This window comes from Gordonia otitidis (assembly GCF_020735545.1).
In the GTDB taxonomy this organism is placed as follows: Bacteria; Actinomycetota; Actinomycetes; order Mycobacteriales; family Mycobacteriaceae; genus Gordonia; species Gordonia otitidis.
Genome location: NZ_CP085974.1, coordinates 2,217,939 through 2,243,616, shown reverse-complemented (window position 1 = coordinate 2,243,616; position 25,678 = coordinate 2,217,939). Strand labels below are relative to the sequence as shown.

The following is a 25,678-nucleotide window of genomic DNA, read 5'->3' as shown; positions in this document are numbered from 1 at the left end:
TTCTTTCTGTTCGGGCACCGCAGAACTCGTCTGCCGCGCATTGCCTAACCTGGTCACCATGCGGCACGATGAATAACCGTGCACGAAGAATGTGCCAACGATCGCCGTAGTGGAGACCGGATCCATATGTCTGCGAATCTGCATGCCGCACAGCCTGGTTCGATCTCGCGTGCCGTACGTGTGCTCGAAGCTGTCGCCGCAGCCGAACTCGGAATCGGCGTGTCGGCCATCGCCCGACATACAGGGATCTCCAAGTCGAGTGTTCAACGCATCGCGGTCGAGTTGGTTGAGAACGGTTTGCTGGAACGCACTGGCACGCGGTACCGACTGGGCCTGCACCTCTTCGAACTCGGACAGCGAGTGCCGCGACGTCGCGATCTTCGCGACGCTGCGGCTCCGTTCATGCACGACCTGTTGGAGGCCACCGGACATTCCGTGCATCTGGCCGTGCTCGATGGCACGTCGGTGTTGTACCTGGATGTGTTGCGGAGCTCGACCGCGCCACCGCTGCCCACCCGGGCCGGCGGGCGCTGGCCCGCGCACGGCACTGGGATCGGAAAAGCGATCCTGGCGTTTTCGCCCGCAAACGTCGTCGAGCAAGTCATTTCTGGCGGCCTGCAACGTCTCAGCGAACGCACCATCACGAATCCCGTGTTGTTCACCGCCGAACTCGAACGTATCCGCGTGCGGGGTGTCAGCTACGACCTCGAAGAGTCGAGGTCCGGTGTCGTCTGTGTTGCCAGCCCAGTGGTGGGCAGCGATGGCCAGGTCGTCGCCGGTATCTCGGTATCGGGATGGCACAACCGCATCAACCTCGAGCAGTCGGCGACCGCGGTGCGAACAGCGGCCCTGAGCTTGTCGCGTCAATTCACCGGTCATTGAGCCTCAACCCGCGATCACGTGCAAAGTCGGGTTGTCGAGTCCGGTCGGGACTGTCACTGGCAACGCGACACTCAGGGCCCGCGACGCCTCAGCTGCCGCAGCAATTACCGCGTGCCGGAACTCCTGCTGCGCCGGAACAAAGCGACTCGCCGGTGCGGTGATCGACATCGCGGCCACCACGACGCCCATGTCGTCGCGGATGGGAGCGGCCACGCAGTGCACTTCGGCTACCGCCTCGCCGTTGTCGAAGGCACAGCCCTGGCGAAGCACCGATTTCAATTCGCGATGCAGCGCAGCAGGATTGCTGATGGTCGACGGGGTGAGACGTCGCAAGGGCTGATTGGTGACATTGCGGTCGACCTCCTCTGGATGGCACTGCGCCAGAAGCACCTTTCCGACGGCGCTGCAATGCGCGTCGAGGTGTGCCCCGATGCGGGCGCCGGTCACGTTGATCACGTGATTCCCCAGAACCTTGTCCACATACATCACGCGGTAGCGCTCCATTACCGCCAGGTGAGTTGTCTCGCCAAACTTTTGCGACAGGGCCTGCAGGATTGGTGCGGCGCAGGTTCTCACGTCGACACTGCCCTGCAGTGTCTGGTTCAGTTCAACCACCCGCCAGCCGATCCGGTATCGACCACGAGCACGACACTGCAGCAGTCCGATGTCGACAAGAGAAGCGAGCAGCGCGTGAGCACTGGACCGAGGCACACCGACCTCGGCCGCCACCTCCGAGACACCCCATTCGGGGCGCGCAACCGTGAAGAGATCCAAAACCGGACCGATCTTCTGGACCGTCTGCAGTGCGGCCATGACCAACCTTTCTCAGGTTCTGTGGAGCGCGAATCGGCTGCCACTATGTGCTTGTTCTGGCGGACTGTCCAACGACGTGTGCCGCTGACCGGTACAGGTGTAAGAGTCCCGCCATTCACCCGCAGCGCCTATGTAGAAGGAGGATCACGAGTCGCCGCTGAAGAGCATCATGGCGCCGCCGGTGGCGAAGTTGGCGACATCGCCAGCCGCTGTCTGGCCCGCGGGTGAGGACAGCGCCTGCAGGGCAGTGTCTTTGGATTCGAAGGTCAGTCGGGCGAGCGCATACGCGGCAGGGGGGTTGCCGTCGAGGGATTCGCACTTGTCGAAGCTGAAAGCGTCGACGCCGGAGATGGCATCAACCAGCGGTACATGCTTGGTCGAGTAGTAGTCGTCGAACGCCGCGGTGTCAGTTGGTTGGTTGTAGATGATGGTGATGTGGTACATGGTTGATGCTCCGTTCAGGTTGGGGTGGATTGTTCTGGCTATCGCGTTGCGGGTGTGAACTCTTCGCGAAAGATCAGGCGAGGCGCCATCCGGCGTCGCTTCAGCGCCTTCACCGACGCTGCGATCATGGGCGGAGGTCCGCAGAGATACGCGCTCATGCCCTTGCATGACGCGAAGTCGTCCAGCACGACGTCGGTCACTAGGCCAGTGGCGCCGTCCCAGTTCTCTTCGCTCAGTGCGGGTCGATAGTGAAAGTTGCTGTGACTCTGTGCCAACTCGGCGAAGTAGTCTCCGTCGTAGAGGTCCTCCCGACGCCGTCCACCGTGGTAGAGGAAGATCTCTGGCAAAAGTCGGTGTTCAAGGCCATGGCGGACAATCGATTTCAACGGCGCCAGCCCGGTGCCTCCCCCGATGAGGATCGCCGGTTCAGCCTGTTCGGCAACCAGATTGAACTGGCCCAGCGGACCGCGTAACCCGATTGGATCGCCGACGGACAGCGAGGTGAAGATCCAGCCCTCGGTGGCCAATCCGCCGGGAGTGAGTTTGATATGAAACTCGAGATGCCGGGGTTCGCCAGGCGGGTTGGCCATGGAATACTGCCTGCCGATTGAGGTACCCGGCACCACCAACTCGCAGTACTGCCCGGCGTTGAACGTCATGTCCGAGTCCAGTTCCACCACCAGGCGACGCGTATTGGCGGCAATGTCGTCGAGGCTGATGACGGTGCCCGAGTAGTCCTTGAGCGGATGGTGCGGCACCCCGTCGTCGACCGCCCCGATCGGTTCGACCGTAAGGTTTGACCGTGGACTTGCCATACAGGCCAACGCCATCCCGTTCTCACGTTCTTCGGCGGTCAAGGTGTATTCGGGCGAGGCGCGATGGTCGATCTCTCCACAGAGAACCTTGAGCTTGCAGGTGCCGCAGGTGCCCTGAGTACACGAATGCGGAATCCACGCGTTCGCGCGTAGAGCGGCATCCAGGATCGGTTGATCCTCGGTCACCGTCAGTGATTCGTCCTGGCCGGCGATCGTCACCTGGTGTGACTGTTCCATGGTTTGTTCCTCGAGATCGGGTTCGGGGACCGTCGCAGTCACCTCACACCTCCCAGGTGACGTGGAGTTCCTTGGGGCCGCGGAAGCCCCAGCCCCAGAAGTCGACGTCGCGTGTCGTGTCGCGTTCGATGTTCGGAATGGTTTCGAAGAGCTCTTCGAGGGCGATTCGGACCACAGCGCTGGCGAAGTAGGTTCCTGCGCACGCGTGGACACCACCACCGAAAGTCATGTTCGGGATCACCGGTCGGTCCAGGTCGTACGTCGTGGGCGCGGCGTAGGCGTTTTCGTCGTTGTTGGCCGAACCATAGGACAGCATCACCAGCGAGCCCTCGGGTAGGGTGACCCCGCCGACGGTGACCTCACTCGTCGCAACCTTGACCGCCGCCGACCAGATAGGTGCCACCCACCGCATGCCCTCGCTGACGGCGCGCGGAATGAGGGCGGGATCGTCGATGACCCGTTCAAGCTGTTCGGGGCGACTGAACAAACCCGCAAGCGTGGTGGCCATTGCGTGACCCGGTTCCTGCATCGCGCCAAGCAAGAAGACATAGAGATTCGGGTAGATGACATCTCGGTCGCGGGTCTTGCCTTCCGGCATTCCATCGTGCAGCCAGTGTGAGATCGCGGTGTGATCGGGATGTTCGATCCAGTGGTCGATCTTCGGATCGACGTGCGCGATGATCTCGGCTTTAGCCTCGTCGCCGGGGAGAAAGCCGTCGGGGTTGGCAAACTCGCCGTCGGGAGTCATGTCCGCGTTGGTGAACGACACGCTGAGCTTGTGGAACCATTCGCGCAGCTTGTCCGTGGACACGTCGTCGAGCCCCAACAGGTCACCTAGAGCTCGGACGCTGACCGGCTCGCAGTATTCGGCGACGATATCTGCCGACCCGGCGTCTTCGATGGCGGCGAGACACTCGCGGGCAAATGGCCGCACCAGCGGGTCGATGTACTTATCCACCTCAGAAGGCTGTAGATGGGGCTCCACCATGTCCCGCAAGTCGCGGTGCTCGGGACCGTTGGTGTTGAGAATGGCGCCGTGCCCGAAAGTGCGGCCACCGGCAGGAGAAATTACCGCGGGCCAGTTCGCAGAGTCCTTCGCGATCTCCATACAAAGTTCTCGGGTCGACACGATATGTAGTCCGAGCTGCGGAAAGAAGGCGACAGGCGCTTCGCGACGGAGACGTTCGTAGGTCGGTCGCGGGTCAGCCTCGAGTTCGGCCATCGTCACGTCCTCGATCCACTTCGGGGTGAGGGATTGCTGGGTGGTGGTCATGGTTGTCCTCCGTCGGGATGGTCGGATGGGGTCTGTTGATGGGATGGGGTTGTTCGGCAATGTCGCTACAGGCTGCGCACGATCACTGTGATTTGGGACACTATGGCCGGAGGTGGCGGGAGAGAATGACCGAGAATGCACGGTTTCTTGATCCGGAGTGCACAGCGACGAACAGCACGGTGGCGCTCAGTACTCGGGAGTTGGCCTCGACCGAAGGGCGAGCCGTCTGGGCGGAGACCTTGGACTCGACCTATTGCGAGATGTCGGTCGACTGGCCCTCTACGGAGACGTCGTTCGCCGCCGACATCCGAGCGTGGTCGGTGGGCGATCTGTCGGTGAGTGTGGTCCGTGCGGACCCGCACACCGTCGTCCGAACACCAGCGATGATCAAATCTGATCCCGGCGACGACTACATCCTGTGTCTGATCGCGAAGGGCTCGGCAACGATCTCGCAGGACTCCCGGACCGCAGTCCTGGCGCACGGTTCGTTCGGTCTCGTCGATTCTTCTCGCCCGTTCGTGGTGAGTGGGCTGACCGAGTTCGAGCAGGTTGTGCTTCGCTCCCCACGCGCTCTGTTCGCGACGCGCGTCGGCGTTCCGACTGACATGCTTGTGGCACACACAATTTCGGCCGAGTCGGGCGTCGGTCGCCTGGCCTCGAACCTCCTGGTGGATGTCGCTATGCACGACGACGAGCTGCACGTCTCCTCGCTGAACGCGGTGTCCTCCGCGGTCCTGGACGTGGTGTCGGCCGCCGTCAACCAGCAGGCGGGAGGGCTGACGCTCACAGAGCGCGTGCATGTCGATGACCTCCATCGGGTCCAGTCGGTGATGATTCGTGACATGTCCGATCCTGATCGGACGGTTGCCGAGGTCGGTGCGGAACTCGGTATGTCGGTGCGGTATATCCACAAGCTGTTCAGTTCGTCGGGGACGACCCCTCGAGCGTGGTTGTACGGCAGGCGAATTGATCGAGCCAAGAACCTACTGCGACAGACTGAGCTCGGTGCGTCTGAGATCGGTCGGCAACTCGGCTTCCGCGACGCCTCACACTTCAGCCGCGCATTCAGTCGCCACTGTGGCAGTAGCCCAAGTCAGTTCCGCGCGAGTGCTTCGCGTTGACTGAACTCCTTGACAGCCGCCTTCAGGTCGTACGTGGGGTCTGCGGCCTGCTCAGGTGTCAGGGGCATCGCGCAACCGAGCATCTTTCGGGCGGCCATGTGGTCGCGGGCCATGTTCACAGACTCCGCTCCCACGAGTTGGCCTGACCTGAATCCGAAGACCGAGAACGAGCGTTCGGCGAGCGATCCGCGCACAACGTGGGTGTCGCTCGCCGCCATCAAACCGACCATCTGGAGCTTCGACTCGTATTGCTCGGACCAAAACCACGGAACCTCGCAGTACGGCTTGCGCACGCCAGTGAGTTGCGCAGCAACACAACGTGCTTGATCAACGGCGTTCTGCACTGATTCCAGTCGCACCAGCTCGTCGGAATCTTGGAGCGGGAAAGCCGCGCAGTCACCGATAGCCCAGATATGCGGATCAGGAGTCCGCAGATGCCGATCGACGATGATGCCGTTGTGTGTCGGTAATCCTGCGCGATCGGCGAGTTCGGAGTTGGGTAGCACCCCGATGCCGACGACGACGACGTCTGCTGGCACGATCTCGCCATCGGATGTGCGGACCCCGCTCGCGCGGCCGTCAATGGCAAGGATGTCGGAGACTGAAGTGTTGAGTCTCAGATCGACACCGTGACGTAGATGTTCGTTTGCGAAATACTCCGACATTGGTTTCGAAAGGGCCCGAGCCATAGGACGATCCAACGCTTCGATGACCGTCACACCGATGTGCTTCTTGCGTGCCGCAGCCGCCACTTCCAGTCCGATGAAGCCCGCCCCTATCACGACGAGCGACGTGCAGCTGCGGAGTGCACCCACCAGCTCGCTTGCTTCTGCGGCGGTACGCAGATAGTGAACGCCTGCCGTACTCGCTCCGGGTGTCGGTAGCGGTCGATTGCGGGCGCCGGTGGCGAGAATAAGGTGATCGTAGGCCATGGTGGCGCCGTCAGACAGTTCGATGAGTTGCCGACGACGATCGATGGCGGTAACAGCCCGTCCGCATTCCAATCCGATGTCGTTGGTTGCGTAGAAGCTCGACGGACGAAGTGCAAGGGCATCGTTGTCGTGCTCATGTAAGTACGCTTTTGACAGCGGTGGGCGTTGATACGGCGCCTCGCACTCGTCGCTGACGAGGGTGACGCGTCCCGCGAAACCGTTGGCGCGCAGTCGTGTTACCGCCTCGAAACCGGCCTGGCCACCGCCGATGACAATGACACGTTCCGTGTTCATACTTGTGCCTCGGGTAGTCGAACGACAAGGCCGTCCACATCGTCGGTGACCACGAGCTGGCACGAAAGTCGGCTGGTGGCCGTGCGTTCGCTCACGGTCTCCTCGAGCATCTCTTCTTCTTCATCAGAGATCGGTGTGAACTTGTCGACCCATGGATCGTCGACATAGACGTGACAGGTGGCGCACATGGCCTGGCCGCCACATTCAGCCACGATCCCGTCGATCCCGTTGGCGACGGCGGCCTGCATGACGCGCTTTCCCGCCGGAATCTCGAGCTGCTGTTTGGTTCCGTCGCAGTGGATATAGGTGATACTTGGCATGGATGAACTCCCTTGAGCTGATCGAAGATTCTGGCTATTGACGGTCGTCGCCGACCGGACTGTCGGCGGGATTCCACTCCACGAGAACGTGCTCCGGCCCGCGGAAAGAGGTGTTGGGCAAGTAGCTGAACTGCTGACCCTCGACCAATCGAATATGGGGCAGGCGACGGGTGACCTCTTCGAGGAAGACTTTCATCTCCAGCCTCGCAAGGGTGGCACCCAAACAGGTGTGGGAGCCGATACCAAAGGTCAAGTGCCGACGTGCATTAGCGCGATGAATGTCGAACTCATCGGGCTCGGCGAACACCTCGTCGTCGCGATTGGCCGACGCGGTCACGATCAGCAGGCGCCCGCCTGCGGGTATCTCGACATCTCCAACCGTGGTGTCCTCGACCGCCATCCGCCGCCACGCAACCACCGACCCGCTATACCGCAAGCACTCTTCGATCGCCTTCGGGATCAGCGTCTGGTCTGCGCAGATCTCTTCCCACGCATGACGGTTCTCCAGGAGGGTGCGAAACGCGTTGCCGGTCGCGTTAGTGGTGGTCTCATGGGCTGCCACCACCCCGCTCATCATGATGTTCTGCAGGTAGTTGTCGTCAAACAGGTCGGGGTGCTGTCGCTGCATCTCGATCGCATGAGGAATCCAGCCCCGTGCTGTCGGATCGGCCTTGAGTTTCTGGACGAGACCGCCGGCAAACTCCCAGAACTTCCCCATCCCCGTGGCAACCCGGATCTGCTCGTCACCATCTGGATGTCCCCAGGTGAACAATGTCTGCTGCATACCGAAATGGCGACAGGTCTCGATGTCCTCGTCGGGTACCCCAAGGAAGATCAATGCCACGATGCACGGCACCTCATAGAGGAGGTCCCCCACCAGGTCGGCTTTGCCGCTCTCGACGATGCGGTCCAGGTAGGTGTTGACCACCTCTCGAATTTTCGATTCCAACACCGCGACGCTATCGGCCTCGAACGGCTGCATCAGAAGTCGGCGGCGTTGTGTGTGAATCGGCTCGTCCTCGTTGACGATGGTCGGACCGGGCGCGAATTGGTACCTGCCAAGAATCTGAAGTGCCTCGTCGCTGATCGGTGTGATCTGATCGAGAGTGATCCGCGGCGAGAACACTCCCGGATTCTTGAAGATGTGCTTGATGTCGTCATAGCGCGTGACCACCCAGTAATCGAGGAGTGGGCTGTAGAACACCGGCTCTTCTGCGCGTGCGTTGCGCAACGACGACGACGGGTCTATCTGGTAGGTGCCCCTGAATGGGTCGAAAGCTGCGGCCATCCCCGAAACCGGGCATCCGGTAGGACTTAACAACTTTTCACTCGCATGATCGACAGTCATTGGTACCTCCGCGAAGAATCGGAACGTGATGAGGATTGCTCGCTAGCCAGCGTATGATTCGGATCACACGGGAGACATCCGCAAAGCGCACCGTTCGATCCAATTGACGCAGCCCTCGCGTCGTTCAGTGACGCGCAAGCGGGGAGAAAGACATCAGTGGTCATGAGCTCAGAACCCATTCGCGAAAAAAAGACTATTTCCGTTGCATCGTCGGATATTGAGGAAGCGCGCCACATGGGCGCCGATCTGTTCTATCCACATGAGCTTCACGTAATTGGAGATGAGGCGTCATTTTCAATGAGCTTGTCCGCTGCATCGATTGGTCCAGTGACCATAGGGCGCCTTGAGTACTCAAGTGAAGTCGAGATAGTAACTAGTGAGTTAGGCGATGCCTATCAGGTCAACATTCCAATAATGGGCGACCTTGAGACAAGGTGCGGCACGGCCCATACAGTTGCGACCCCGCACCAAGGCGCCGTCTACCGTTGGGGGCTGGTGCACGAGTAGGTGACATCTGATCTGGCTTGCCCTGCCGGGCGGCCTGGAAGGATGCCAGCTGTGCCCAAGCCCTATCCCCAGGAGTTCCGCGACGACGTTGTCCGCGTCGCCCAGAACCGTGAAGACGGTGTGACTCTCGAACAGATCGCTGCCGACTTCGGTATCCACCCGATGACCCTGAACAAGTGGATCCGCAAGGCCGACGTGGAGGCCGGGATCAAGCCCGGCACCACGTCGGCCGAATCGCGTGAGCTGCGCGAGGCCAAGCGGCGTGTGCGCCTGCTTGAACAGGAGAACGAGGTCTTACGCCGGGCGGCGGCGTACCTGTCCCAAGCGAATCTGCCGGGAAAAGGTGGTACCCGCTCGTGAGTGAGCTGGCCGCTGACGGCATCCCCGTCACGGTGGCGTGTCGGGTACTCAAGATCGCTCGCCAGCCCTACTACCGGTGGCGCAAGAACCCGATCACCGACGCCGAGCTCGCCGAGGCGTACCGGGCCAACGCCCTGTTCGACGCCCACCGCGAAGACCCGGAGTTCGGCTACCGCTACCTCGCCGACGAGGCCGAAGCCGCAGGCGAGAAGATGTGCCGGCGGACGGCGTGGCGGATCTGCTCCGCCGGCGGCTGGACCAGCACCATCAGCAAGAGAGGCCGCGGCAAGCACCGCAAGGCCGGCCCGCCTGTACACGACGATCTCGTCAAGAGAGACTTCACCGCGCCCGGCCCCAACGAGCTGTGGCTGACCGACATCACCGAGCACTGGACGGCCGAGGGCAAGCTGTACCTGTGCGCGATCAAGGACGTCTACTCGGGCCGGATCGTCGGGTACTCGATCGACTCGAGAATGAAGTCCCGCCTGGCCGTGGCCGCCCTGAACAGCGCTGTCGCCAGGCGAGGGGACGTGGCCGGCTGCGTTCTGCACAGCGATAGAGGGTCTCAATTTCGTTCGAAGAAGATGCAGAAGGCCATCACCCGGCACGGCATGCTCGGGTCGATGGGCAGGGTCGGTGCGTGTGGTGACAACGCGGCGATGGAGAGCTTCTTCTCGCTGCTACAGAACAACGTCCTCGACCGTCGATCCTGGGCCACCAGAGACGAGCTCCGGGCCGCCATCGTGCACTGGATCGAACGGACCTACCACCGCCGCAGACGACAGGACCGCCTCGGCAGATTGACCCCCATTGAATTCGAGACCATCATCAACCACGAGGCCCCTCAGGCCGCGTGACTAACCCTGTCACCTATCCGTGCACCAGGCCCTTGCGACCAGCGAACGCGGCTCCGGGGCTGGGGCGTGCACGGCTGCGCGCCAGTCCTCGCGATCAAGTTCCAACGTCACGCCGTCGAGGCGCAACTGGCAGCGCAGCTGGGCGTCGAGATCCACGATCCAATCGTGTTCGACCTCGACCTCGACCTCGACTCCGCGTACGGGCGTCAGTGGCTCACGCTTGTCAATAATGTATGTCGACAGTTCGATGCGACTGACATGCTGGCGCTCGAACCCATGGTGGCGCAGCCGATGGCCGAAGTACTTACGTCCGGACTGTTGCTCGCAACTAGTCATGACTACCGGAGCATGCTCGACGAACCGACCCCGCCACTCCCACGTGTCGTGCAACTCGCCATCGATTACATGCAGGCGAACGCGAGCGATCCGCTGACTGTTGCGTGCATTGCAGGCGCTGTCAGAGTCAGTGTCCGGACACTGCAGATCAGCTTCCAGAAAGCCTTGGGCGTGACCCCGATGCGCCACTTGAAGTCAATCCGCCTGCACCGCGTGCGGGTCGATCTACACGGTGCTGATCCCCACGACAGTTCCGTCACCGAGATAGCTAGACGGTGGGGCTTCACCCACGTCGGCCGGTTTGCCGGCGACTACCGATCCGAGTTCGGGGTGAGTCCGTCTCACGATCTTCGATCGTCTGATTCTTGAAAAGTCCTGTACTACGGATAATTCGAGTTTGCTCGCGCTTCACGTTCTGAAATCTCTGCTGAGCGCATTGCACTTGCAGGAATGCCCGCTATTCCCCAGTTCTCCGGCGATACTTCAATGATCTGCCCACGGACCAGAGTGCGCTCGACCTCAAGGATGTCGACGAGGAGATCAGTGAATGCGGCCAGCAATTCTCGTCGCTGCGCAACCGGACGTCCCGCAAGTACGATTGCCGTGAAATATGTCGCAGATAAGCCACTTTCGGCAACTATTTCACCGGCAGCCGCAACCGATTTCGGATCGTACTCCACGAAGAAGGTTCGTACCCGTTCAATGGGTGACTGCAGAATCGCCGAATAGGACTTGCTGGATTGAATCAGCAGCGAGCGCTTCTGGTGGTCGTCGGCGATCCCCTGCGGCACGTGAAAGTGCGCGACTGGCATTGGAAACTTCCTTCTGTCAACTGATCCCGTGCCGTGTGCCGCCATCGGCGTTCAACACACTTCCGTGCAGCACCGCCGCGGCGGGCTCGAGCAATATCTCCACGAGCCACCCGATCTCATCAAGCGTGGGAAGTCGCCCCAGAGATGTTTTGTTGTGGTAGCGGTCCCAGATCTCGCTCCGTGGCCGTCCGGTCTCTGCAGATTCAGTGTCCACGAACTTGCGTAGGCGCGGAGTATCGATCGGACCCGGTGCAATGGTGTGCACCGTGACACCTCGCGGTCCGTACAGTTCGCTGATCTGATGCATCAGGTTGAGCAGGGCCGCGTTGGCGGTGCCAGGTCCGGCGTCGAGCGGTCCGGGTTCCAATCCGAGCGAGCCCGCGATCGAAACAAAGCGCGAGCCCTCGATGAAGTGATCGCGCACTGCGTGTAGCAGCCGGACCGGGCCGGCAACCTTGACGTTGGCTGCCGTCGCCAGCGCGGATGGCGCGATACTGTCCGCCGACCCTTTGACCGGAAGTCCGGCTGCGAACACAGCAAGCCGGACGGGCCCCTCCAAGCGCTCAGAGATCTGGACGACGGCTTCGTCGCGGCCGATATCCGCCGGACAGCCGACAATTCGATCATTGTCCGCAGCAAGTTTTTCCAGCTCATCCGCGGACCGAGCGACTGCAAGGACGCGGTACCCCCGGGCGGCGAGTCGCCCGGTGATAACCGCTCCCATGGCACCCGTGGCACCGACCACCACGCACATTTCGTCCGCGGTCATCCGATCAGCCCCGTAGGCGAATCGTCACCGCGCGTGGTTCGGTGAAGAAGTCGCGGGAATACTGCCCGCCTTCACGTCCGAGGCCGCTGATGCCCTCCCCGCCAAACGGCAGTCTCAGATCTCGCTCGAAGAAGGTATTGATCCACACCGTGCCAGCTTTCCATCGAGCAGCGAGCCGGTGAGCGCGATCGAGGTTCTGGGTGAACAAAATTCCGGCGAGGCCGTACGGTGAATCGTTGGTGATCCGCAGCGCCTCCTCCTCCGTATCGAACCCGAGTACGGTCTCGACCGGACCAAAGATCTCCTCACGCGCGGTGCGGGAATCGTTGGTCAGGCCGGTGATGACCGTCGGCGGGAAGTAGAAGCCACCCGCGTGCGTATCGTCGGTGAGACGTTCACCCCCGGTGATGACCTTGCCGCCTTCTTCCTGTGCCAATTCGACGTAGCCGGAGACCTTCTCGAGATGTCGCTGCTCGATCAACGGACCCATGAACGTCGCTGGATCCTTCGGATCACCGATTGCGAGCTTGCGTGCTTCCTCCGAGAACCGCTCAAGGAACTCATCGCGGATCGAGTTCTGCACCAGCAAGCGTGACCCGGATAAGCACACCTGACCGTTGCCGCCAAATATCGCGCGAATCGACATCGGTACCGCAACATCGAGATCTGCGTCGGCGAACACTATATTCGCGGATTTTCCGCCCATCTCGGCGGACACCGGCGTGTGGTTGACCGCTGCTGCCTGCAGGATTTTGACACCGGTGGCGCTGGACCCGGTGAAGGTGATGCGGTCAACCCTCGGGTCAGACGTCAACGGACCGGCAACAGCCTCGCCGCCGAAGCCGTGCACCACGTTGAGTACTCCCGGCGGAAGACCGGCCTCCAGTGCGATCTCTGCGAAGCGGTTGGCCGTCAGCGGTGTCTGCGGCGCCGGTTTCAGGACAGCCGTGTTGCCAAAAGCCAAAGCCGGAGCGATCTTCCAGGTGGCGAGCATCAGCGGGGCATTCCATGGACTGATCGCCGACACCACCCCAGCGGGCGGGTAGAGCACATAGGAGAGCAGGTCGCCATCCGGGTACGCCTCATTGGCGGCCATCGATACATAGTCGGCGAAGAACCTGAGATTGTGCGCTACCCGCGGGATCTCGGCATGCAGCGACTGCGTGATGGTCTTGCCACCATCGCGGGTTTCCAACTGCGCCAGCTCTTCTCGATGATCGTCGACGGCATCAGCGACTGCGTGCAGGATCGACGCGCGTTCCTTCGGAGACATGCTCGGCCATGGTCCCTCGTCGAAGGCTTGTCGTGCGGCAGCGATGGCGGCGCTACCATCAGCGGCGGTGCCGCGCGCGACGTTCGCGAGCAAGGTGCCGTCATGCGGGTCGCGAGACTGAAATGTCGCTCCGTCGGAGGCTGTCTGCCAGTTGTCACCGACCAGATGCCGGATTTCCAGCGGCGCGTCTGTCTGGGTCATACCGTTGCCACCTCTGGGGTTTCGTACGTACGTCCGGCGAGTTCGGATGCGACGTCGATTATCATGTCTTCCTGTCCGCCGATCACACCCCGCCGGCCGAGTTCGAGAAGGATTTCCCGAGTTGAGATCCCGAACTTCTTGGCCGCGCGCTTGGTGGGGTGGAAGAACGTCGAATACACACCCGCATAGCCGAGAACCAACGCTGTCTCGTCGACGATCTGCGGCTCTTTCATCAGTGGCGCCACGACGTGCTCGGCGGTGTCGATGAGTGGGAACAGATCAACCCCGGTGTCCCAGCCGGCACGCTCGAACGCGGCAGCCAACACCTCGGTCTGCGCGTTTCCGGCGCTAGCGCCGAGGCCACGCAATGAACCGTCGATGAAAGTGGCGCCGTTCTCGGCGGCCGTGAGCGCGTTCGCGATCCCGACGCCGAGGTTGTTGTGGGCGTGAAACCCGATGTCGGCGGAGATCGCCGATCGGAGTGCTTTGACGCGAGCACCCGCCTGTTCGGGCACCAAGGCCCCCGCGGAGTCGACAACGTAGACTACGTCGGCGCCGTAGGAGTCGAGCTTGACCGCCTGCTCAGCCAGCGCCTCAGGCTCGAGTTTATGGCTCATCATCAGGAACGTCATCACGTTGAGTCCCTTGTCTTTTGCCCACTCAATGGGTTGCTGGCCGCAGTCGGCCTCAGTGCAGTGCACCGCCACGCGGACCGTCTTGATACCGGCGTCGATGGCGCCCTGCAGCTCGTTCAACGTGGCGATACCTGGCACATAGAGCACGGCGATGTCGGCATTCTGTACAGCACCGACGGCTGTCCGTACATAGTCGGGATCGGTGGCCGCGGCAAATCCGTACTGAATCGACGACGCGCCAAGACCGATGCCGTGCGCAACCTCGATTGTGGAGATACCCGCCTTGTCGAGGCCGGCGGCGATGGCGGCGACGTTGTCTGTGGTGAACTGGTGCGAGACGCTCGACATCCCGTCGCGGAGGGTGGTGTCGACAAGAGTGACCTTGCGTTCTGACGTGGTTGCATTGGCGTTCACTGTGCTGCTCCTGTCACGAGATTCTGCTGTGCCATGACGTCAGCGACGCGAACGGCGGCAGCAGTGATGATGTCAAGGTTGCCGGCATAAGTTGGGAGGTAGTCGCCTGCGCCGACGACTTCGAGCATCACGGTGACGAGGTCGCCGTCGATGTCGACGAGTTTGAGGGTGTAGCCGGGCACATACTTCTGGACTTCGGAGACCATGTCGACGACTGCGCGTTCGATCGCAGCGGCATCCGGGTTGCGCACCTTCGCGTAGACGGTGTCGCGCATGTTCATCGGCGGCTCGGCCGGGTTGATTACGGAGATCGCTTTCGCTCGGTCTGCGCCGGCCACCTGCGCCAGGGCACGCCCGGTCTTTTCACTGAACTCACTGAGGTTTTGCCGGGTGCCCGGTCCAGCACTTTTGGACGCAATCGCGGCGACAATCTCGCCGTACGTTGCGTCGGCGGCCTGGTTGATCGCGTACAGAATCGGAATGGTCGCCTGCCCCGCGCAACTCACCATGTTCACGTTCGGTGCCGTGAGATGCTCGGTCAGGTTGACCGCAGGAACCACATACGGGCCAACAGATGCAGGCGTGAGGTCGATAGCTGTGATACCCGCTTCGGCATACCGCGGTGCGGCTGCGGCGTGAATCTTGGCCGAGGTGGCCTCGAACACGAGATCAGGTAGTTCCGACTGAGCCAGAAGCCACTCTGCGCCTTCAGCAGATGTCTCCAGTCCTGCCTCGCGGGCACGTGCAATGCCTTCGCTCTGCGGGTCAATCCCGATCATGTACTTCGGTTCGATATTGTCCGAACGCAGCAGCTTGTACATCAGATCTGTACCGATGTTGCCCGATCCAACGATCGCGGCCACCAACTGACTCATATAGTTCTCCTCCACTCGCTGGCGATAGCCAAGACCGTAGGCATTTGGCAGTGCCAAGGGGCCGATCGCCGACGTACCCGGACGCGCAGCCCCCTGGGAAGGTCTCTGTTCGACAATGCCGAACGCGCGTGACCACGGTCACAATGGGCGCCATTCTTGTCACCATCCACACGATGGACCGCCCGCCGCCAGGGGGCACTACGATTTACCACAGGAGAACCGATGAGCGAGAACCCCGCCCGTTTCGATATCGCACACCTGGCACGGTGTGAACTCTTCAGCCCGAAGCCGCAGGAAACCGAAGACTTTTTCACGCGCTTTCTCGGCATGTATGTCACCAAGCGTGAGGGGCAGTCGGTCTTCCTACGCGGCTACGAGGACCCTTACCAATGGAGCCTCAAAATCACCGAGTCCCATCAACCCGGTATGGGCCACGCCGCCTTACGCACCAGTTCCCCGGAAGCACTCGAACGGCGCGCAGCATCGCTTAAGGACGCCAACGTCGAGAGCGCTTGGCACGAGGATGAATTCGGCTACGGTAAAACGCTGTCGTACACGACAGCAGACGGACACAACTTCGCTCTGCTGTGGGAAGCCGAGAAGTACGTCGCCCCGACAGAACTGCAGAGCAAGATTCTTACCCGCCCCTCGAAGAAGCCCCTGCAAGGCATCCCGGTCAAGCGGATAGATCACCTTAACCTCATGGCTTCCGACGTCACGCCAGTGAAGAACGAGTTCGAACGCCACCTCGGTTTTCGCACCACCGAACGTGTCGTTGACGGCGACGTGGAGATCGGCGCCTGGATGAGCTCCAACTTGCTCGGCCACGAGGTGGCGTGCATGCGGGATATGACTGGCGGGCGAGGCAAGCTGCACCATCTCGCGTTCTACTACGGAACCGGCCAGCACAATACCGACGCCGCGGAAATGTTCCGCGAGTATGACATTCAGATCGAAGCTGGCCCTGACACCCACGGCATCACCCAGGGCCAGTTCCTCTACGTGTTCGAACCAGGTGGCAACCGTATCGAACTGTTCGGCGAGGCCGGCTACCTCCACATGGACCCAGACGCGCAGACCAAGACCTGGAACATGGCTGAGATCGACACCGGACTGGCCGTCGGCGGAGCCAAACTCCCCTGGGAAACCTATTTCACTTATGGCACCCCGAGCCCGCTCTCCCTCGATCAACACATCGAACAGTTCGCGCACTTCGGTCCAGGTGAGCAGCCCCCGGCGGTCGAAAGCGCTGAGGCGAACATCCCCGAAGAGATCGATCACTCCCGTGCAGTAGCGGGTTCGCCTGTTTGATCTCGGACGCTGGCCGGACCCGTGCAGGTAGTTGCGAGTTCGCCAGCATGAACCAGACACCGCCCGATCAGCTGTTGGGGCGTATCGACATAGCCACTCCCGTGGCTCGATACGCCCCAAGAGCTGTGAGGCCTTGTCACAAGTGGACGTTTCCTATGCGCCGGCTATGGCTGCCGCCACAATGGTCAAGTCCATTGTTGGCGACGACCGAAGTGTTCTACCGGTAGTGGTCCGAATCGACGGCGAGTATGGTCTCGACGGCATTTCGCTGGCGTTTTCGGCCGCCTCGGGCGAGGGACTCCAAGAGATCATCGAGATACCACTCACCGAGAACGAAACGTCGATTCTCCGAGAGCTCCGGACGAGCCAGAAGGCAGCTCGTATCCGATTCGCGCTCGCCGAAGTAGGCGTGGCCATACAAGGCCGTGACTCTATGCGGGATTCTCGAGTATCGCCGCGATCATGAGTCGCACGTAGCGGGCGATGTCGTCGATGCTGGCCGTCGCCAGTTCGCGAGTACCTATGCGATTGCGCAGGATGCTCACACCGATCACCAGAGCGTTAACCAGTTCTGCGCGCAACGCAGCATCCGGACCGTCGAGCCGATCACCCAGCGTCGTGGTGAACGTGTCCTCGATCGCCTCGCGGATGACCTCGTTGACCGTCTCACTATCGACCACGCCCACGAGGTGACCGGTCATCGCCCCGTCTGGCCCACTGGCAGCCAACACCTCACGCAGTATTGCATCGGACAACGCCTCCAAAGGCACAGTGGCCACCATCTCAGTCGCCGGAGACGTGTGCCTACGAACCGCCTCGACAAACAGGTTCTCCTTCGAACCGAAGTATCGGTTGATCAACGCCTGGTTGACCCCCGCTTTGGCAGCGATATCCCGGCTCGTGACCGACGCACCCTGGTCAGCAAGCAACTCTCGCGTGGCATCCACCAGCGACACACGCGTCGCAGCAGCATCACGCCGCCGCGGCACCACAGCCTCAGACTCGGACATCTCTCATCTCCTGATCAGCGATTCGTCGTGGCTGGACCGATGACGCCAGCCACCGGTGCGGGCCTGCGCGCCGCGAACCACACACCGAGTAATCAGTCGTTGACTTAGCCTACAGCTCCGACGTACCCTTGCTAAGTAATCGTACGTTTACTTAGGTCAGGGGCCGCACCTCACCCCCGGTCACTTCGACCATCGACCTCTCAGACTTCACAGCAAGGAGTACGTAGTCATGAACATGCCTCGATCAGACACCCGTTCCGCGGGAGTCGTGGCCACCTTGGCCTTCGCGGGCACCGTCGCGGCGATCATGCAAACCCTGGTCACGCCGCTACTTCCCCAACTGCCCTCGATCCTGCACACGACGCCGTCGAATTCGAACTGGTTGATCACCGTGACACTGCTCGTCGCCGCGGTCTGTGTCCCGGTGACCGGACGCCTCGGAGATCTACTCGGAAAAAGGCGCGTCCTACTCGCCCTAACCGTGCCACTGTTCGCCGGCTCCGTCGTCTGTGCACTGTCGACCTCGGTGTGGCCCATGATCATCGGTCGAGGGCTCCAAGGCATGGGCATGGGCATGGTGCCACTGGGTATCGCACTACTGCGCGACGCGGTTCCGCGGGAAAAACTCAGCTCCTCGATCGCCCTGGTCAGCGCATCCATGGGTATCGGCGGCGGACTCGGCCTCCCCCTGGCCGCAGCAGTCGCCGAATACGCCAACTGGCGCGTGCTCTTCTGGGGTTCAGCCGTACTCGCAGTAGTCATCGCGGTCTTGGTGTGGACACTCATCCCCGACGTCGCGCCCGCAAGCCGCGGCCAAGGCTTCGACGCTCCCGGCGCAGTACTCCTCGGCGCCGGACTGGTCGCCTTGCTACTCGCAGTCTCCAAGGGCGCCGACTGGGGATGGACCTCCGGGGCCGTCATCGGACTCTTCGGCGGCGCCATCATCGCGTTGCTGGCCTGGGGCGCCTGGGAACTACGCACCCGCCATCCACTCATCGACCTACGCACCACCGCCAAACCGCGCGTGCTGACAACCAACATCGCATCCATCTTCGTCGGCGTCGGCATGTACTCGAGCATGCTGGTCTTCCCCCAACTCCTCCAACTACCCCAGGCAACCGGATACGGGCTCGGCCAATCAATGCTCGCCGCAGGCCTATGGATGCTGCCCGGCGGCCTGATGATGATGCTCATCTCCCCCCTCGGCGGAAAACTCACCGACGCACGCGGCCCCAAGATCACCCTCATGTGCGGCGCCACAGTCCTAGCCGCCGGCTACCTTCTCTCACTGCCCCTCTCAGCCAGCACCTGGGGCATCATGATCTCGCTCATGATCATGAACAGCGGCGTCGGACTCGCCTACGGCGCAATGCCCGCACTCATCATGGGATCAGTACCACTGTCAGAAACCGCCGCCGCCAACGGATTCAACACCCTCATGCGTTCACTCGGCACATCAATCGGCGCCGCAGTCATCGGAGCCGTCCTCGCACAAATGACCATCAACTTCGGCGGCCACACCATGGCATCCGAAACAGGATTCCACACCGCACTCATCATCGGCGCCGCAGTCTCACTCATCGCCCTACTCATCGCCGCCGCCATCCCACGCAATCGCGATGCGGCCCATAGCGACACTGACCCGATGACAACAGAGCAGACAACGACGATCACTACCCGTCGCGGCCAGAACTTCGAGGAGGCAGAGTCGGCATCGAAGGCGTTGCATCGCGACGAGATTCATGACCACGCCTGAGACTTGCAAGGACGCAATCGAACGATCCACTCTGCTGTAAGCGACAGTCGCAAATCGCCCCAGCGAAGGCCTCCAGTTGAATACGGACAAGCCGTGCTCGTATTCAACTGGAGGTCCTCGCGCTTTCGCGCCTGGGTGATCAGCAGACCCATCTGACGCTGGCCGTACCTTTTGCCTGATCTCACGTGCAGCCAGATACATCGCCGTCACAGTGACGGAATCTAGCGCAATAGCCGCAAGACCAGTAGGCCAACCGCCAAGCAATCCCAAGCCATAACAACAGCAGTTAACTCCTGCAACACCCAGCTTCAAATCTGAAATCGCATGAAGCTCAAGTCGAGATTTTGCAGTTCTATGCGAGATCTGTAGGTTCCATTTAATCGTTTCAACTCTCCGTCTTTTGACCAGGTATTTTCCAAGTTATGTCAGCGAGATTTTCCAGCTAATTCTGTCAGAATCCACGTTTGTCCAGGTCCGTTCCAACAGGCACCGGGCAGCGACCACTGTACGGCGGTGCAGCCCCGATCCAGTTCGCGGGACGTTTCGGTCAGAGCAACTTCGGACGCACGACGGGAATGATGCCTGTGCTATCCACTCTCATAGTGTCTGGCGACAGCAGCGACTTAGACGGCATGCGAAAACACAATCCCCGCTCGACGACCGTTCTCGGTGGCGGAGTGCTCGCAATCTGAAATGCAGTGCGACGCTTGCCAGTCGCAAGCCTTGATCAGCTTGTTGCGATAATTCTCGGTGGCGAGCTCGGCGAAAACCTTTTTTATAACGATTTACCGGGGCTCGTTGGCTTTGGGTGCGTCAGCTATTCCACGCCGACGATAAATTCGTCGTATACATTCGATCGGGGACTTGGCTAACATTTCAACCCGACGCGATGCACGAGTTGGGACTGACCGAACAACGCCTTTTCGGCATTCCTACCCCCTTTAACCCCTCGGCTCGCACCGGAACTATTGGACACCGCTCCTATTGATCCGAAACACGTTTCCTTCTGGATCACGCAGAACTGCCTGCCGCGCACCGTAGTAGGTCAGATACGGTGCTTTGACTAGCGTGGCACCAGCGGTCAACGCGTCAGCTACGAGCGTGTCCACTGCCGCTTCGTCAGCGGTTTCAAACGTCCAGAATGAGGCCGAGCTGTCACCGATGATCGTCTCCGGAGGCAGACTGAGAAGTTCGAGTGCCCCCGGAGTGTGAAACCCAAGAGTAGTGCCGCCTACGCGCAACGCTCGAAAGTGCTCTGACGCGAGTTCTTCGATTTCTGGCAGAGAAAATACGGTCCCATAGAACGATGCTTGCGAGATGAAGTCGCTGCAGATGATGCTGACAAAAGACAGGGATATGTTCTGTGTAGTCATGAGTCTCCTAGCTGACGGGCGCTCCCGCGTTGGCGGCCGCGCACAAGCGGTTTGACCTGAACGAAGGCGAGATTCGGTCGGGTATAGAGAGCAGTGGGTACTTGATCAGCTGACCGTCGCGGCTTGAGCACGCCGACGGAGATACTCGCCGGCCTCGATCGCGGGCAGGTCTGTGTTGACTCCGACGGGTGCGGGCATCGGCTCTACGACGGCGTCAACGTTGGCGTCGCAGAACTGGATCAGCGAGATGAGTTCTTCCTTTGGTGCTTGGTCTTGTGGCGGCAAGACCCGATGGCGGGTCGAGCGCCAGCGGTCGCCCGTCCAGCGGGCCATTAGGTCACCGATGTTGATCACGAGTGCTCCTTCGACAAAGGGCGCGTCGAACCACTCTCCATTGCTCTCGACTTGGAAGCCGCCGTAGCCTACTTGGCGGTCGAGGAGGGTGAAAATGCTCCAGTCAGTGTGTGGGCCGACGCGGAACTGCCCTTCCTTCGGCGCACCGGCCTCCTCAAGCGAGGGGTAGCGGTTGATGTTGAGGGTTCGGGTTCCACTGGAGGTGCGTTCGATGAACCACTCTGCACCAAGGTCGAGCGCTTCACCGCAGATGCGAAGCAGGTCGTCGTACAGTCGGTACATTTCAGTCATGTAGCGGGTAGCGCACTGTTGGAGTTCGGGGACTTCCGTTGGCCACACGTTGGGCCGGAACCAATACTTGTCGAGGGCGGGGTCACCAGTAAGGTAATCGCGCCCGATGGTGTAACTCTCTTTCATGTCGGGCTTGTTGGAGTCCGAGTCCTCGCCGTCGAAGGAATTGGCTTCCTTGCCACTCGGCAGCCACCCGCGGCCGCCGACTGAAGTCTCATACTGCGCTTTTACTGAGGCCGGAAGGGCGAAGAACTTTTTGGCAGCAGCACGCAGCTCGGTTCCCAGCGTGGGTGCGACTCCGTGATTGGCCAGGAGCAAGAATCCGGACTGCTGGAGCGCCTGGTCGACCTCTGCGGCGACCGAGCGCCGAGTCTCGGCGTCACCGGTTTGCCAGGAATTCAGATCAACGAGTGGTATGAGCGGTGCGTTCATGTGGAGGTTCCTCGATTTTTTGGAGAGTAGGAGTGTGGTGAGTGAGTGCCGTTTCTGCATCAATGCGGTTTTTAGGAGCGATCCGCCTTGCTTACTGCGGCGAGGACGCGCGATGCTTCGCGAACTGCAGCGGTGTTGGCTTTTCCTTGCTGAGAACCGGCAAGTTTGGCTTTAATGTGGTCACGCACGAGGATCGGCTCGTAGGCAAGCCCGTTGTCTGCTTCGAGATGACTGGGCAGAGTGACAATGGTGGCATCGATGTTGCCGTCGTGGAAGAACGCAACCGAGCGTCGACGCTTGATCGTTCCGTCGACGATCGGCGGCTTCACGCGGTGCAGCGTCGACATCCAGCGGTCATTGGTCAAGCGTGCGGTGAGGTCGCCCAAGTTGATCAGAAGTGCGTCATCCATGGGCTGAACATCGTGCCAGTTTCCAGTTCCGTCAAGTACCTGCAAACCGGGCACTTGATCGGCCCAGAGGACTGTGACGAGGCCAAAATCTGTGTGTTCGCCCATGCCGGTTAGGTCACCGTCCAGGTTGACAGTGCCTTCGGGCAGTGCGTAGTTGTTCATTCGGAGAACGTCGACAGAATGGTCGGTGAGGAACTCGAAGTAGTCGCTGGGCAAGCCAAGCGCATCGGCGAAGACTGTGGTCAGGGTGCGGGCGACTCGGGATGCGTGCGCGTAGTACGCCTCTACATTGGATCTGAAGCTACTCAAGGTCGGCCAAACGTTGATGCCGTAATCGTCTTCGGACAGGTTGAGTTCCGGAAATGATCTGGCCTCGGCACCGACGTTGAAGGCCTCGAAGAAGTCGTTCATTCGGGTTGCTGATTCTAGGCCGAGGCTCAGTCTCAGCGATTCACTTTTAGGCGGCGTGTATCCCCTGTTGCCATCGACTCGGTAGGTTCGTTTTTCATCGATCGGCAGGGCGAAGAAGGCGTCTACTGCATTCCGCAACCCGTCGATCGCTTCGTTGGGGATTCCGTGTCCGAGAACCTGGATGAAACCTACAGTCGAGCAGGCTTGGTCGAGCTGATTTGCCACTTCAGCTTTGGCTTCAGGCGTGCCGTTTGTGGTGTAGGCGGTGATGTCGACGATCGGGACTTCAAAATGATCGTTGGTGTCAGGGGTTAGCATGTTGATTCTCTCCGTCGGTTGTGGTTGCGCGTGCGTCTGCGCTGATGTTGGACATTGCCCTGCGTGCGCTGTCGCCGAGTGCTGTGTGGTTGAGAATGAGGTTCAGTGTGAATGCAGTGATGGCAGCGAGGGTGATGCCGCTGCCGAGAACAATTTGAATTGTGTTCGGGAACTTTCCGAATATTCCTGGTACGAAGGTGGGCAACATACCGACACCGACAGTGACCGAGGCTATAGTCATATTGATAGGATCACCCAGATCGATATGGCGGAGAGTGTTGATGCCCACTATCGCCACGACGGCGAACATGATCAATCCGACCCCGCCAATGACGGGACCCGGTAGTCCTGCTACGAAGGCTCCCAGCTTCGGCACCATTCCGAGAGCGATGAGGATAAGCCCGCTGAAGGCAGTGACGTAGCGGCTGAACATCCGCGTAGTCGCCACGGCACCAACATTGTTGGTGTAAACGGTATCTGTGAATGCATTGAAGATGCCGCCAATCACGCCCGAGACGGCATCACCAGTGAGTCCACGCGCGAGATCGCCACGACTGATCGACTTTCCAGTAATCTCACTGAGGGCCAGAATGCTGGCGGTTGACTCAGCGTATACGACAACCATCACGATGGTCATTGAAACCACGGCAGTGAGCGGAAACTGGGGGGCCCCGAAATGGAATGGTTGAGGAATTCCGAACCACGAGCTGGAGCGCACAGCATCAAGGTTGTAGAGCCCAAGAGGTAGAGCAATCGCAGTACCGGCAATGAGCGCAATCAGTATGGCCAGTTGGCGCCACATACCACGGCCTAGGCAAAGTACCGCGACGGCTATCACGATGACGACAACTGCGAGGCTGATTTTCCCAGGTGAGGCGTAGTCCGCTGCTTTAGAGTCGTCTCCAACAATGAGGTTGCCGGCGACGCCGATCAGCGAGAGTCCGACAACGGTGAGTACAGCACCCGTAACTAACGCGGGGAAGAATCGCAGAAGCCTGGCGAAAGCCCAGGCAAGCGGAACTCCGATAATGCCGCCGAGGATCATGGAGCCGTAGACCGCTGGCATCCCGTACTCGTGAGCGATGAGGATCATTGGTGTCAGCGCAGTGAATGTGCCTCCGCAGATGACCGGCAAGCGGACACCGATGACTCTGCCGATACCGAGACTCTGAACGACAGTTATGGCTCCCGAGACGAGCAAGTCTGCTGAGATCAGGATCCCGATATCGGTGGCGTCGAGTCCGACTGCTGCGCCGAATATCAGCGGAACGCTGACGCATCCGGCGTACATGATCAGGACGTGCTGGATACCGAACATCACGAGCTGTGAGATTGGTGGGCGGAGGTCGACAGGATTGGCGCCCGGCGGGGACTGCGGCGCTGTGAGAGCGGGCATGGGATACTCCAATAGGGAGGCAGATGCTTACCTGGAATATTCTCCACACGAATATTTCATTCTCTCTATCAGTATAGTTTCGTTGGTGTTTCTGAGGTTGCCGTTGCGTTACCTGTCCGCGATCTGCCGTGGTTCAGACAGCTCGGAGACTGCTACCTTGCGTGTGTGGATGACGACGATCAGGCAATACTTGCGCGATCCCTGGGCTCATCGATTCGAGCCGCTCGCAAGAGCGCGGGATTGACCCTGTCGGCACTTGCAACCAGCACTGATCTTTCGCAGCCGTTCCTCAGCCAAGTAGAGAACGGCAACACAACCCCAAGCGTGATCAACTTGCACAGGATCGCTCAGACACTGGGAACTACAGCCCATGATCTGCTCGAACAGAGCAACCGCATACCTGTGAAAGTGGTCCGGAACGGGGAAGCGCGACGCTACAACCTCGGGCCCGACGCCGTGGTCCGGTTCTGCGTGGGCGGAACGCGACTTATGGATTGCAACGAAGTGACTGCCGAGCCGCATAGCTCCGCCGAGGCAGCAACAAGTCACGCCGGGGAAGAATTCGTTTACGTCGTGATGGGCGAGGTCCGCCTCAACATTGGTGGGCAGAGTGTCGTGCTTCGCTCCGGCGACACCGTCTACTACTCGGCGAGCGTGCAGCATCAATGGTTCAACGACACCGATGAGACCGCCGTCTTCCTCTTCGTCGGCACGCCACCATCCTTCTGAAATGCGCGGCGGTCCGCACTACAAGCTGACAGCAATCAGGGGGACGCGATCCGCGCTACCCGAGAAGGGCCTCAGAGCGCCTGCCGTTGGGCGAACGCGCCTCCGGCAGAGAGTTCTGACTGGTCTTCGTGCGCGTCGAGGTGCTATGTCAACGCCGTTGTTCGACGGACCCGAATTGTCCTGTCCAACGCGAAATCCACTCCGGGAGATAGGCCCAAGTCGCGAGGTGCCCGTGCTATCGGTTTGCGCCGTATACCCGGCGGACGGCCTGGCCGTCGAACGCTGGACTGCCGGCTAAGCCTCGATCCACCGATCGGCTTTTGCGGTGTGGTGAAAAGTGTTGAGCACGTTCGGCCTGGGTGGCGGGCA

26 protein-coding genes are annotated in these 25,678 nt (G+C 60.8%); 9 read left to right on the top strand and 17 right to left on the bottom strand.

The features are described 5' to 3' along the window. The first annotated feature begins 126 nt into the window (after window positions 1–126). Complete coding sequence (locus LK459_RS10150; RefSeq protein ID WP_227923130.1) at window positions 127–882, top strand: IclR family transcriptional regulator; 756 nt, start codon at window positions 127–129, stop codon at window positions 880–882. 3 nt (window positions 883–885) lie between these two features. Here the strand turns inward: LK459_RS10150 and LK459_RS10145 are convergent, their stop codons facing one another. The 4 genes from LK459_RS10145 to LK459_RS10130 all read right to left on the bottom strand — a co-directional run bounded on the left by LK459_RS10145 (window position 886) and on the right by LK459_RS10130 (window position 4,464). Continuing rightward, window positions 886–1,695 (bottom strand): IclR family transcriptional regulator, encoded by an 810-nt coding sequence (locus LK459_RS10145; RefSeq protein ID WP_227923120.1) that lies wholly within the window; start codon window positions 1,693–1,695, stop codon window positions 886–888. A gap of 144 nt (window positions 1,696–1,839) precedes the next feature. After that, window positions 1,840–2,139, bottom strand: coding sequence for an EthD family reductase (locus tag LK459_RS10140; protein WP_227923118.1), 300 nt, complete (start codon window positions 2,137–2,139; stop codon window positions 1,840–1,842). A 38-nt stretch (window positions 2,140–2,177) separates the two neighbouring features. Next, on the bottom strand, window positions 2,178–3,191 hold the full coding sequence (locus LK459_RS10135; RefSeq protein ID WP_227923116.1) for an NADH:ubiquinone reductase (Na(+)-transporting) subunit F: 1,014 nt from the start codon (window positions 3,189–3,191) through the stop codon (window positions 2,178–2,180). Between the two features lie 43 nt (window positions 3,192–3,234). After that, window positions 3,235–4,464 carry a cytochrome P450 gene (locus LK459_RS10130; protein ID WP_227923114.1) on the bottom strand — a complete coding sequence of 410 codons (1,230 nt, stop codon included), beginning with the start codon at window positions 4,462–4,464 and terminating at the stop codon, window positions 3,235–3,237. 125 nt (window positions 4,465–4,589) lie between these two features. On the opposite strand from LK459_RS10130, the gene LK459_RS10125 reads away from it, so the two are divergent. After that, complete coding sequence (locus LK459_RS10125; protein ID WP_227923113.1) at window positions 4,590–5,585, top strand: AraC-like ligand-binding domain-containing protein; 996 nt, start codon at window positions 4,590–4,592, stop codon at window positions 5,583–5,585. On the opposite strand, the gene LK459_RS10120 is transcribed toward LK459_RS10125, so the two are convergent. Genes LK459_RS10120 through LK459_RS10110 form a run of 3 tightly spaced genes read right to left on the bottom strand, consistent with a single transcriptional unit; the run spans window position 5,558 to window position 8,419 of the window. Beyond that, window positions 5,558–6,811, bottom strand: a complete 1,254-nt coding sequence (locus LK459_RS10120) for an NAD(P)/FAD-dependent oxidoreductase (RefSeq protein WP_227923111.1) — start codon at window positions 6,809–6,811, stop codon at window positions 5,558–5,560. The genes LK459_RS10125 and LK459_RS10120 overlap by 28 nt on opposite strands. After that, complete coding sequence (locus LK459_RS10115; protein WP_227923109.1) at window positions 6,808–7,131, bottom strand: 2Fe-2S iron-sulfur cluster-binding protein; 324 nt, start codon at window positions 7,129–7,131, stop codon at window positions 6,808–6,810. Before LK459_RS10115 ends, LK459_RS10120 begins: the two co-directional genes overlap by 4 nt. A gap of 34 nt (window positions 7,132–7,165) precedes the next feature. Continuing rightward, window positions 7,166–8,419 carry a cytochrome P450 gene (locus LK459_RS10110; RefSeq protein WP_227923107.1) on the bottom strand — a complete coding sequence of 418 codons (1,254 nt, stop codon included), beginning with the start codon at window positions 8,417–8,419 and terminating at the stop codon, window positions 7,166–7,168. Window positions 8,420–8,641: 222 nt separating this feature from the next. Between LK459_RS10110 and LK459_RS10105 the strand changes: the two genes are divergently transcribed. From LK459_RS10105 to LK459_RS10095, 3 genes are all read left to right on the top strand, one after another. Beyond that, window positions 8,642–8,986 (top strand): cupin domain-containing protein, encoded by a 345-nt coding sequence (locus LK459_RS10105; protein ID WP_227923101.1) that lies wholly within the window; start codon window positions 8,642–8,644, stop codon window positions 8,984–8,986. Between the two features lie 51 nt (window positions 8,987–9,037). Continuing rightward, window positions 9,038–10,203 (top strand): IS3 family transposase gene (locus LK459_RS10100; protein ID WP_085948641.1). Its coding sequence is split into 2 segments (ribosomal slippage): window positions 9,038–9,322 and window positions 9,325–10,203, totalling 1,164 coding nucleotides; the frame shifts between segments, so codons are not numbered across the junction. 66 nt (window positions 10,204–10,269) lie between these two features. Then, the gene (locus LK459_RS10095) at window positions 10,270–10,908 is read left to right on the top strand and encodes a helix-turn-helix transcriptional regulator (RefSeq protein ID WP_227923099.1); all 639 of its coding nucleotides are present in this window, start codon (window positions 10,270–10,272) and stop codon (window positions 10,906–10,908) included. 11 nt (window positions 10,909–10,919) lie between these two features. Here LK459_RS10095 and LK459_RS10090 read toward each other — a convergent pair whose 3' ends face one another. The 5 genes from LK459_RS10090 to LK459_RS10070 are packed head-to-tail and all read right to left on the bottom strand — an operon-like array spanning window position 10,920 to window position 15,518. Next, window positions 10,920–11,351, bottom strand: a complete 432-nt coding sequence (locus LK459_RS10090) for a tautomerase family protein (RefSeq protein WP_227923097.1) — start codon at window positions 11,349–11,351, stop codon at window positions 10,920–10,922. 16 nt (window positions 11,352–11,367) lie between these two features. Further along, window positions 11,368–12,120, bottom strand: coding sequence for an SDR family NAD(P)-dependent oxidoreductase (locus LK459_RS10085; RefSeq protein ID WP_227923096.1), 753 nt, complete (start codon window positions 12,118–12,120; stop codon window positions 11,368–11,370). A gap of 4 nt (window positions 12,121–12,124) precedes the next feature. Continuing rightward, entirely contained in the window at window positions 12,125–13,594 is a 1,470-nt protein-coding gene (locus tag LK459_RS10080) for an aldehyde dehydrogenase (RefSeq protein WP_227923092.1), read from the bottom strand. Continuing rightward, complete coding sequence (dmpG, locus tag LK459_RS10075) at window positions 13,591–14,643, bottom strand: 4-hydroxy-2-oxovalerate aldolase (RefSeq protein ID WP_227923090.1); 1,053 nt, start codon at window positions 14,641–14,643, stop codon at window positions 13,591–13,593. Before dmpG ends, LK459_RS10080 begins: the two co-directional genes overlap by 4 nt. After that, complete coding sequence (locus LK459_RS10070; RefSeq protein ID WP_227923668.1) at window positions 14,640–15,518, bottom strand: acetaldehyde dehydrogenase (acetylating); 879 nt, start codon at window positions 15,516–15,518, stop codon at window positions 14,640–14,642. Before LK459_RS10070 ends, dmpG begins: the two co-directional genes overlap by 4 nt. A gap of 222 nt (window positions 15,519–15,740) precedes the next feature. Here LK459_RS10070 and LK459_RS10065 point away from each other — a divergent pair, with 222 nt between their 5' ends. Both LK459_RS10065 and LK459_RS23280 read left to right on the top strand, forming a co-directional pair. Next, window positions 15,741–16,829, top strand: coding sequence for a VOC family protein (locus LK459_RS10065; protein WP_227923088.1), 1,089 nt, complete (start codon window positions 15,741–15,743; stop codon window positions 16,827–16,829). Between the two features lie 166 nt (window positions 16,830–16,995). Next, window positions 16,996–17,295, top strand: a complete 300-nt coding sequence (locus LK459_RS23280; protein WP_407648767.1) for a hypothetical protein — start codon at window positions 16,996–16,998, stop codon at window positions 17,293–17,295. On the opposite strand, the gene LK459_RS10060 is transcribed toward LK459_RS23280, so the two are convergent. Beyond that, the gene (locus LK459_RS10060; RefSeq protein WP_227923086.1) at window positions 17,261–17,839 is read right to left on the bottom strand and encodes a TetR/AcrR family transcriptional regulator; all 579 of its coding nucleotides are present in this window, start codon (window positions 17,837–17,839) and stop codon (window positions 17,261–17,263) included. The genes LK459_RS23280 and LK459_RS10060 overlap by 35 nt on opposite strands. Before the next feature lie 229 nt (window positions 17,840–18,068). Here LK459_RS10060 and LK459_RS10055 point away from each other — a divergent pair, with 229 nt between their 5' ends. After that, entirely contained in the window at window positions 18,069–19,595 is a 1,527-nt protein-coding gene (locus tag LK459_RS10055) for an MFS transporter (protein ID WP_227923085.1), read from the top strand. Between the two features lie 965 nt (window positions 19,596–20,560). Here LK459_RS10055 and LK459_RS10050 read toward each other — a convergent pair. The 4 genes from LK459_RS10050 to LK459_RS10035 form a co-directional block, all read right to left on the bottom strand. Then, entirely contained in the window at window positions 20,561–20,968 is a 408-nt protein-coding gene (locus LK459_RS10050; protein ID WP_005206417.1) for a VOC family protein, read from the bottom strand. A 105-nt stretch (window positions 20,969–21,073) separates the two neighbouring features. Then, a complete protein-coding gene (locus LK459_RS10045) occupies window positions 21,074–22,045 on the bottom strand; it encodes an isopenicillin N synthase family dioxygenase (protein WP_039855795.1) in 972 nt (323 codons plus the stop codon). A gap of 71 nt (window positions 22,046–22,116) precedes the next feature. Further along, window positions 22,117–23,184: an isopenicillin N synthase family dioxygenase gene (locus LK459_RS10040; RefSeq protein WP_005206415.1), complete on the bottom strand. Its 1,068-nt coding sequence runs from the start codon at window positions 23,182–23,184 to the stop codon at window positions 22,117–22,119. Next, window positions 23,171–24,580, bottom strand: a complete 1,410-nt coding sequence (locus tag LK459_RS10035) for a uracil-xanthine permease family protein (protein ID WP_227923083.1) — start codon at window positions 24,578–24,580, stop codon at window positions 23,171–23,173. Before LK459_RS10035 ends, LK459_RS10040 begins: the two co-directional genes overlap by 14 nt. 165 nt (window positions 24,581–24,745) lie before the next feature. Here LK459_RS10035 and LK459_RS10030 point away from each other — a divergent pair, with 165 nt between their 5' ends. Further along, a complete protein-coding gene (locus tag LK459_RS10030; RefSeq protein WP_039855792.1) occupies window positions 24,746–25,309 on the top strand; it encodes a helix-turn-helix domain-containing protein in 564 nt (187 codons plus the stop codon). The last annotated feature ends 369 nt before the right edge of the window (window positions 25,310–25,678 follow it).

Coding starts and splice junctions, on each gene's coding strand:
- LK459_RS10040 (WP_005206415.1), bottom strand. CDS start 23,184: ATGCTAACCCCTGACACCAACGATCATTTTGAAGTCCCGATCGTCGAC.
- LK459_RS10150 (WP_227923130.1), top strand. CDS start 127: ATGTCTGCGAATCTGCATGCCGCACAGCCTGGTTCGATCTCGCGTGCC.
- LK459_RS10060 (WP_227923086.1), bottom strand. CDS start 17,839: ATGTCCGAGTCTGAGGCTGTGGTGCCGCGGCGGCGTGATGCTGCTGCG.
- LK459_RS10140 (WP_227923118.1), bottom strand. CDS start 2,139: ATGTACCACATCACCATCATCTACAACCAACCAACTGACACCGCGGCG.
- LK459_RS10070 (WP_227923668.1), bottom strand. CDS start 15,518: ATGAGTCAGTTGGTGGCCGCGATCGTTGGATCGGGCAACATCGGTACA.
- LK459_RS10125 (WP_227923113.1), top strand. CDS start 4,590: ATGACCGAGAATGCACGGTTTCTTGATCCGGAGTGCACAGCGACGAAC.
- LK459_RS10080 (WP_227923092.1), bottom strand. CDS start 13,594: ATGACCCAGACAGACGCGCCGCTGGAAATCCGGCATCTGGTCGGTGAC.
- LK459_RS10115 (WP_227923109.1), bottom strand. CDS start 7,131: ATGCCAAGTATCACCTATATCCACTGCGACGGAACCAAACAGCAGCTC.
- LK459_RS10135 (WP_227923116.1), bottom strand. CDS start 3,191: ATGGAACAGTCACACCAGGTGACGATCGCCGGCCAGGACGAATCACTG.
- LK459_RS10145 (WP_227923120.1), bottom strand. CDS start 1,695: ATGGCCGCACTGCAGACGGTCCAGAAGATCGGTCCGGTTTTGGATCTC.
- LK459_RS10055 (WP_227923085.1), top strand. CDS start 18,069: ATGAACATGCCTCGATCAGACACCCGTTCCGCGGGAGTCGTGGCCACC.
- LK459_RS10050 (WP_005206417.1), bottom strand. CDS start 20,968: ATGACTACACAGAACATATCCCTGTCTTTTGTCAGCATCATCTGCAGC.
- LK459_RS10090 (WP_227923097.1), bottom strand. CDS start 11,351: ATGCCAGTCGCGCACTTTCACGTGCCGCAGGGGATCGCCGACGACCAC.
- LK459_RS10130 (WP_227923114.1), bottom strand. CDS start 4,464: ATGACCACCACCCAGCAATCCCTCACCCCGAAGTGGATCGAGGACGTG.
- LK459_RS10085 (WP_227923096.1), bottom strand. CDS start 12,120: ATGACCGCGGACGAAATGTGCGTGGTGGTCGGTGCCACGGGTGCCATG.
- LK459_RS10120 (WP_227923111.1), bottom strand. CDS start 6,811: ATGAACACGGAACGTGTCATTGTCATCGGCGGTGGCCAGGCCGGTTTC.
- LK459_RS10105 (WP_227923101.1), top strand. CDS start 8,642: ATGAGCTCAGAACCCATTCGCGAAAAAAAGACTATTTCCGTTGCATCG.
- LK459_RS23280 (WP_407648767.1), top strand. CDS start 16,996: ATGGCTGCCGCCACAATGGTCAAGTCCATTGTTGGCGACGACCGAAGT.
- LK459_RS10110 (WP_227923107.1), bottom strand. CDS start 8,419: ATGGCCGCAGCTTTCGACCCATTCAGGGGCACCTACCAGATAGACCCG.
- LK459_RS10035 (WP_227923083.1), bottom strand. CDS start 24,580: ATGCCCGCTCTCACAGCGCCGCAGTCCCCGCCGGGCGCCAATCCTGTC.
- LK459_RS10065 (WP_227923088.1), top strand. CDS start 15,741: ATGAGCGAGAACCCCGCCCGTTTCGATATCGCACACCTGGCACGGTGT.
- LK459_RS10045 (WP_039855795.1), bottom strand. CDS start 22,045: ATGAACGCACCGCTCATACCACTCGTTGATCTGAATTCCTGGCAAACC.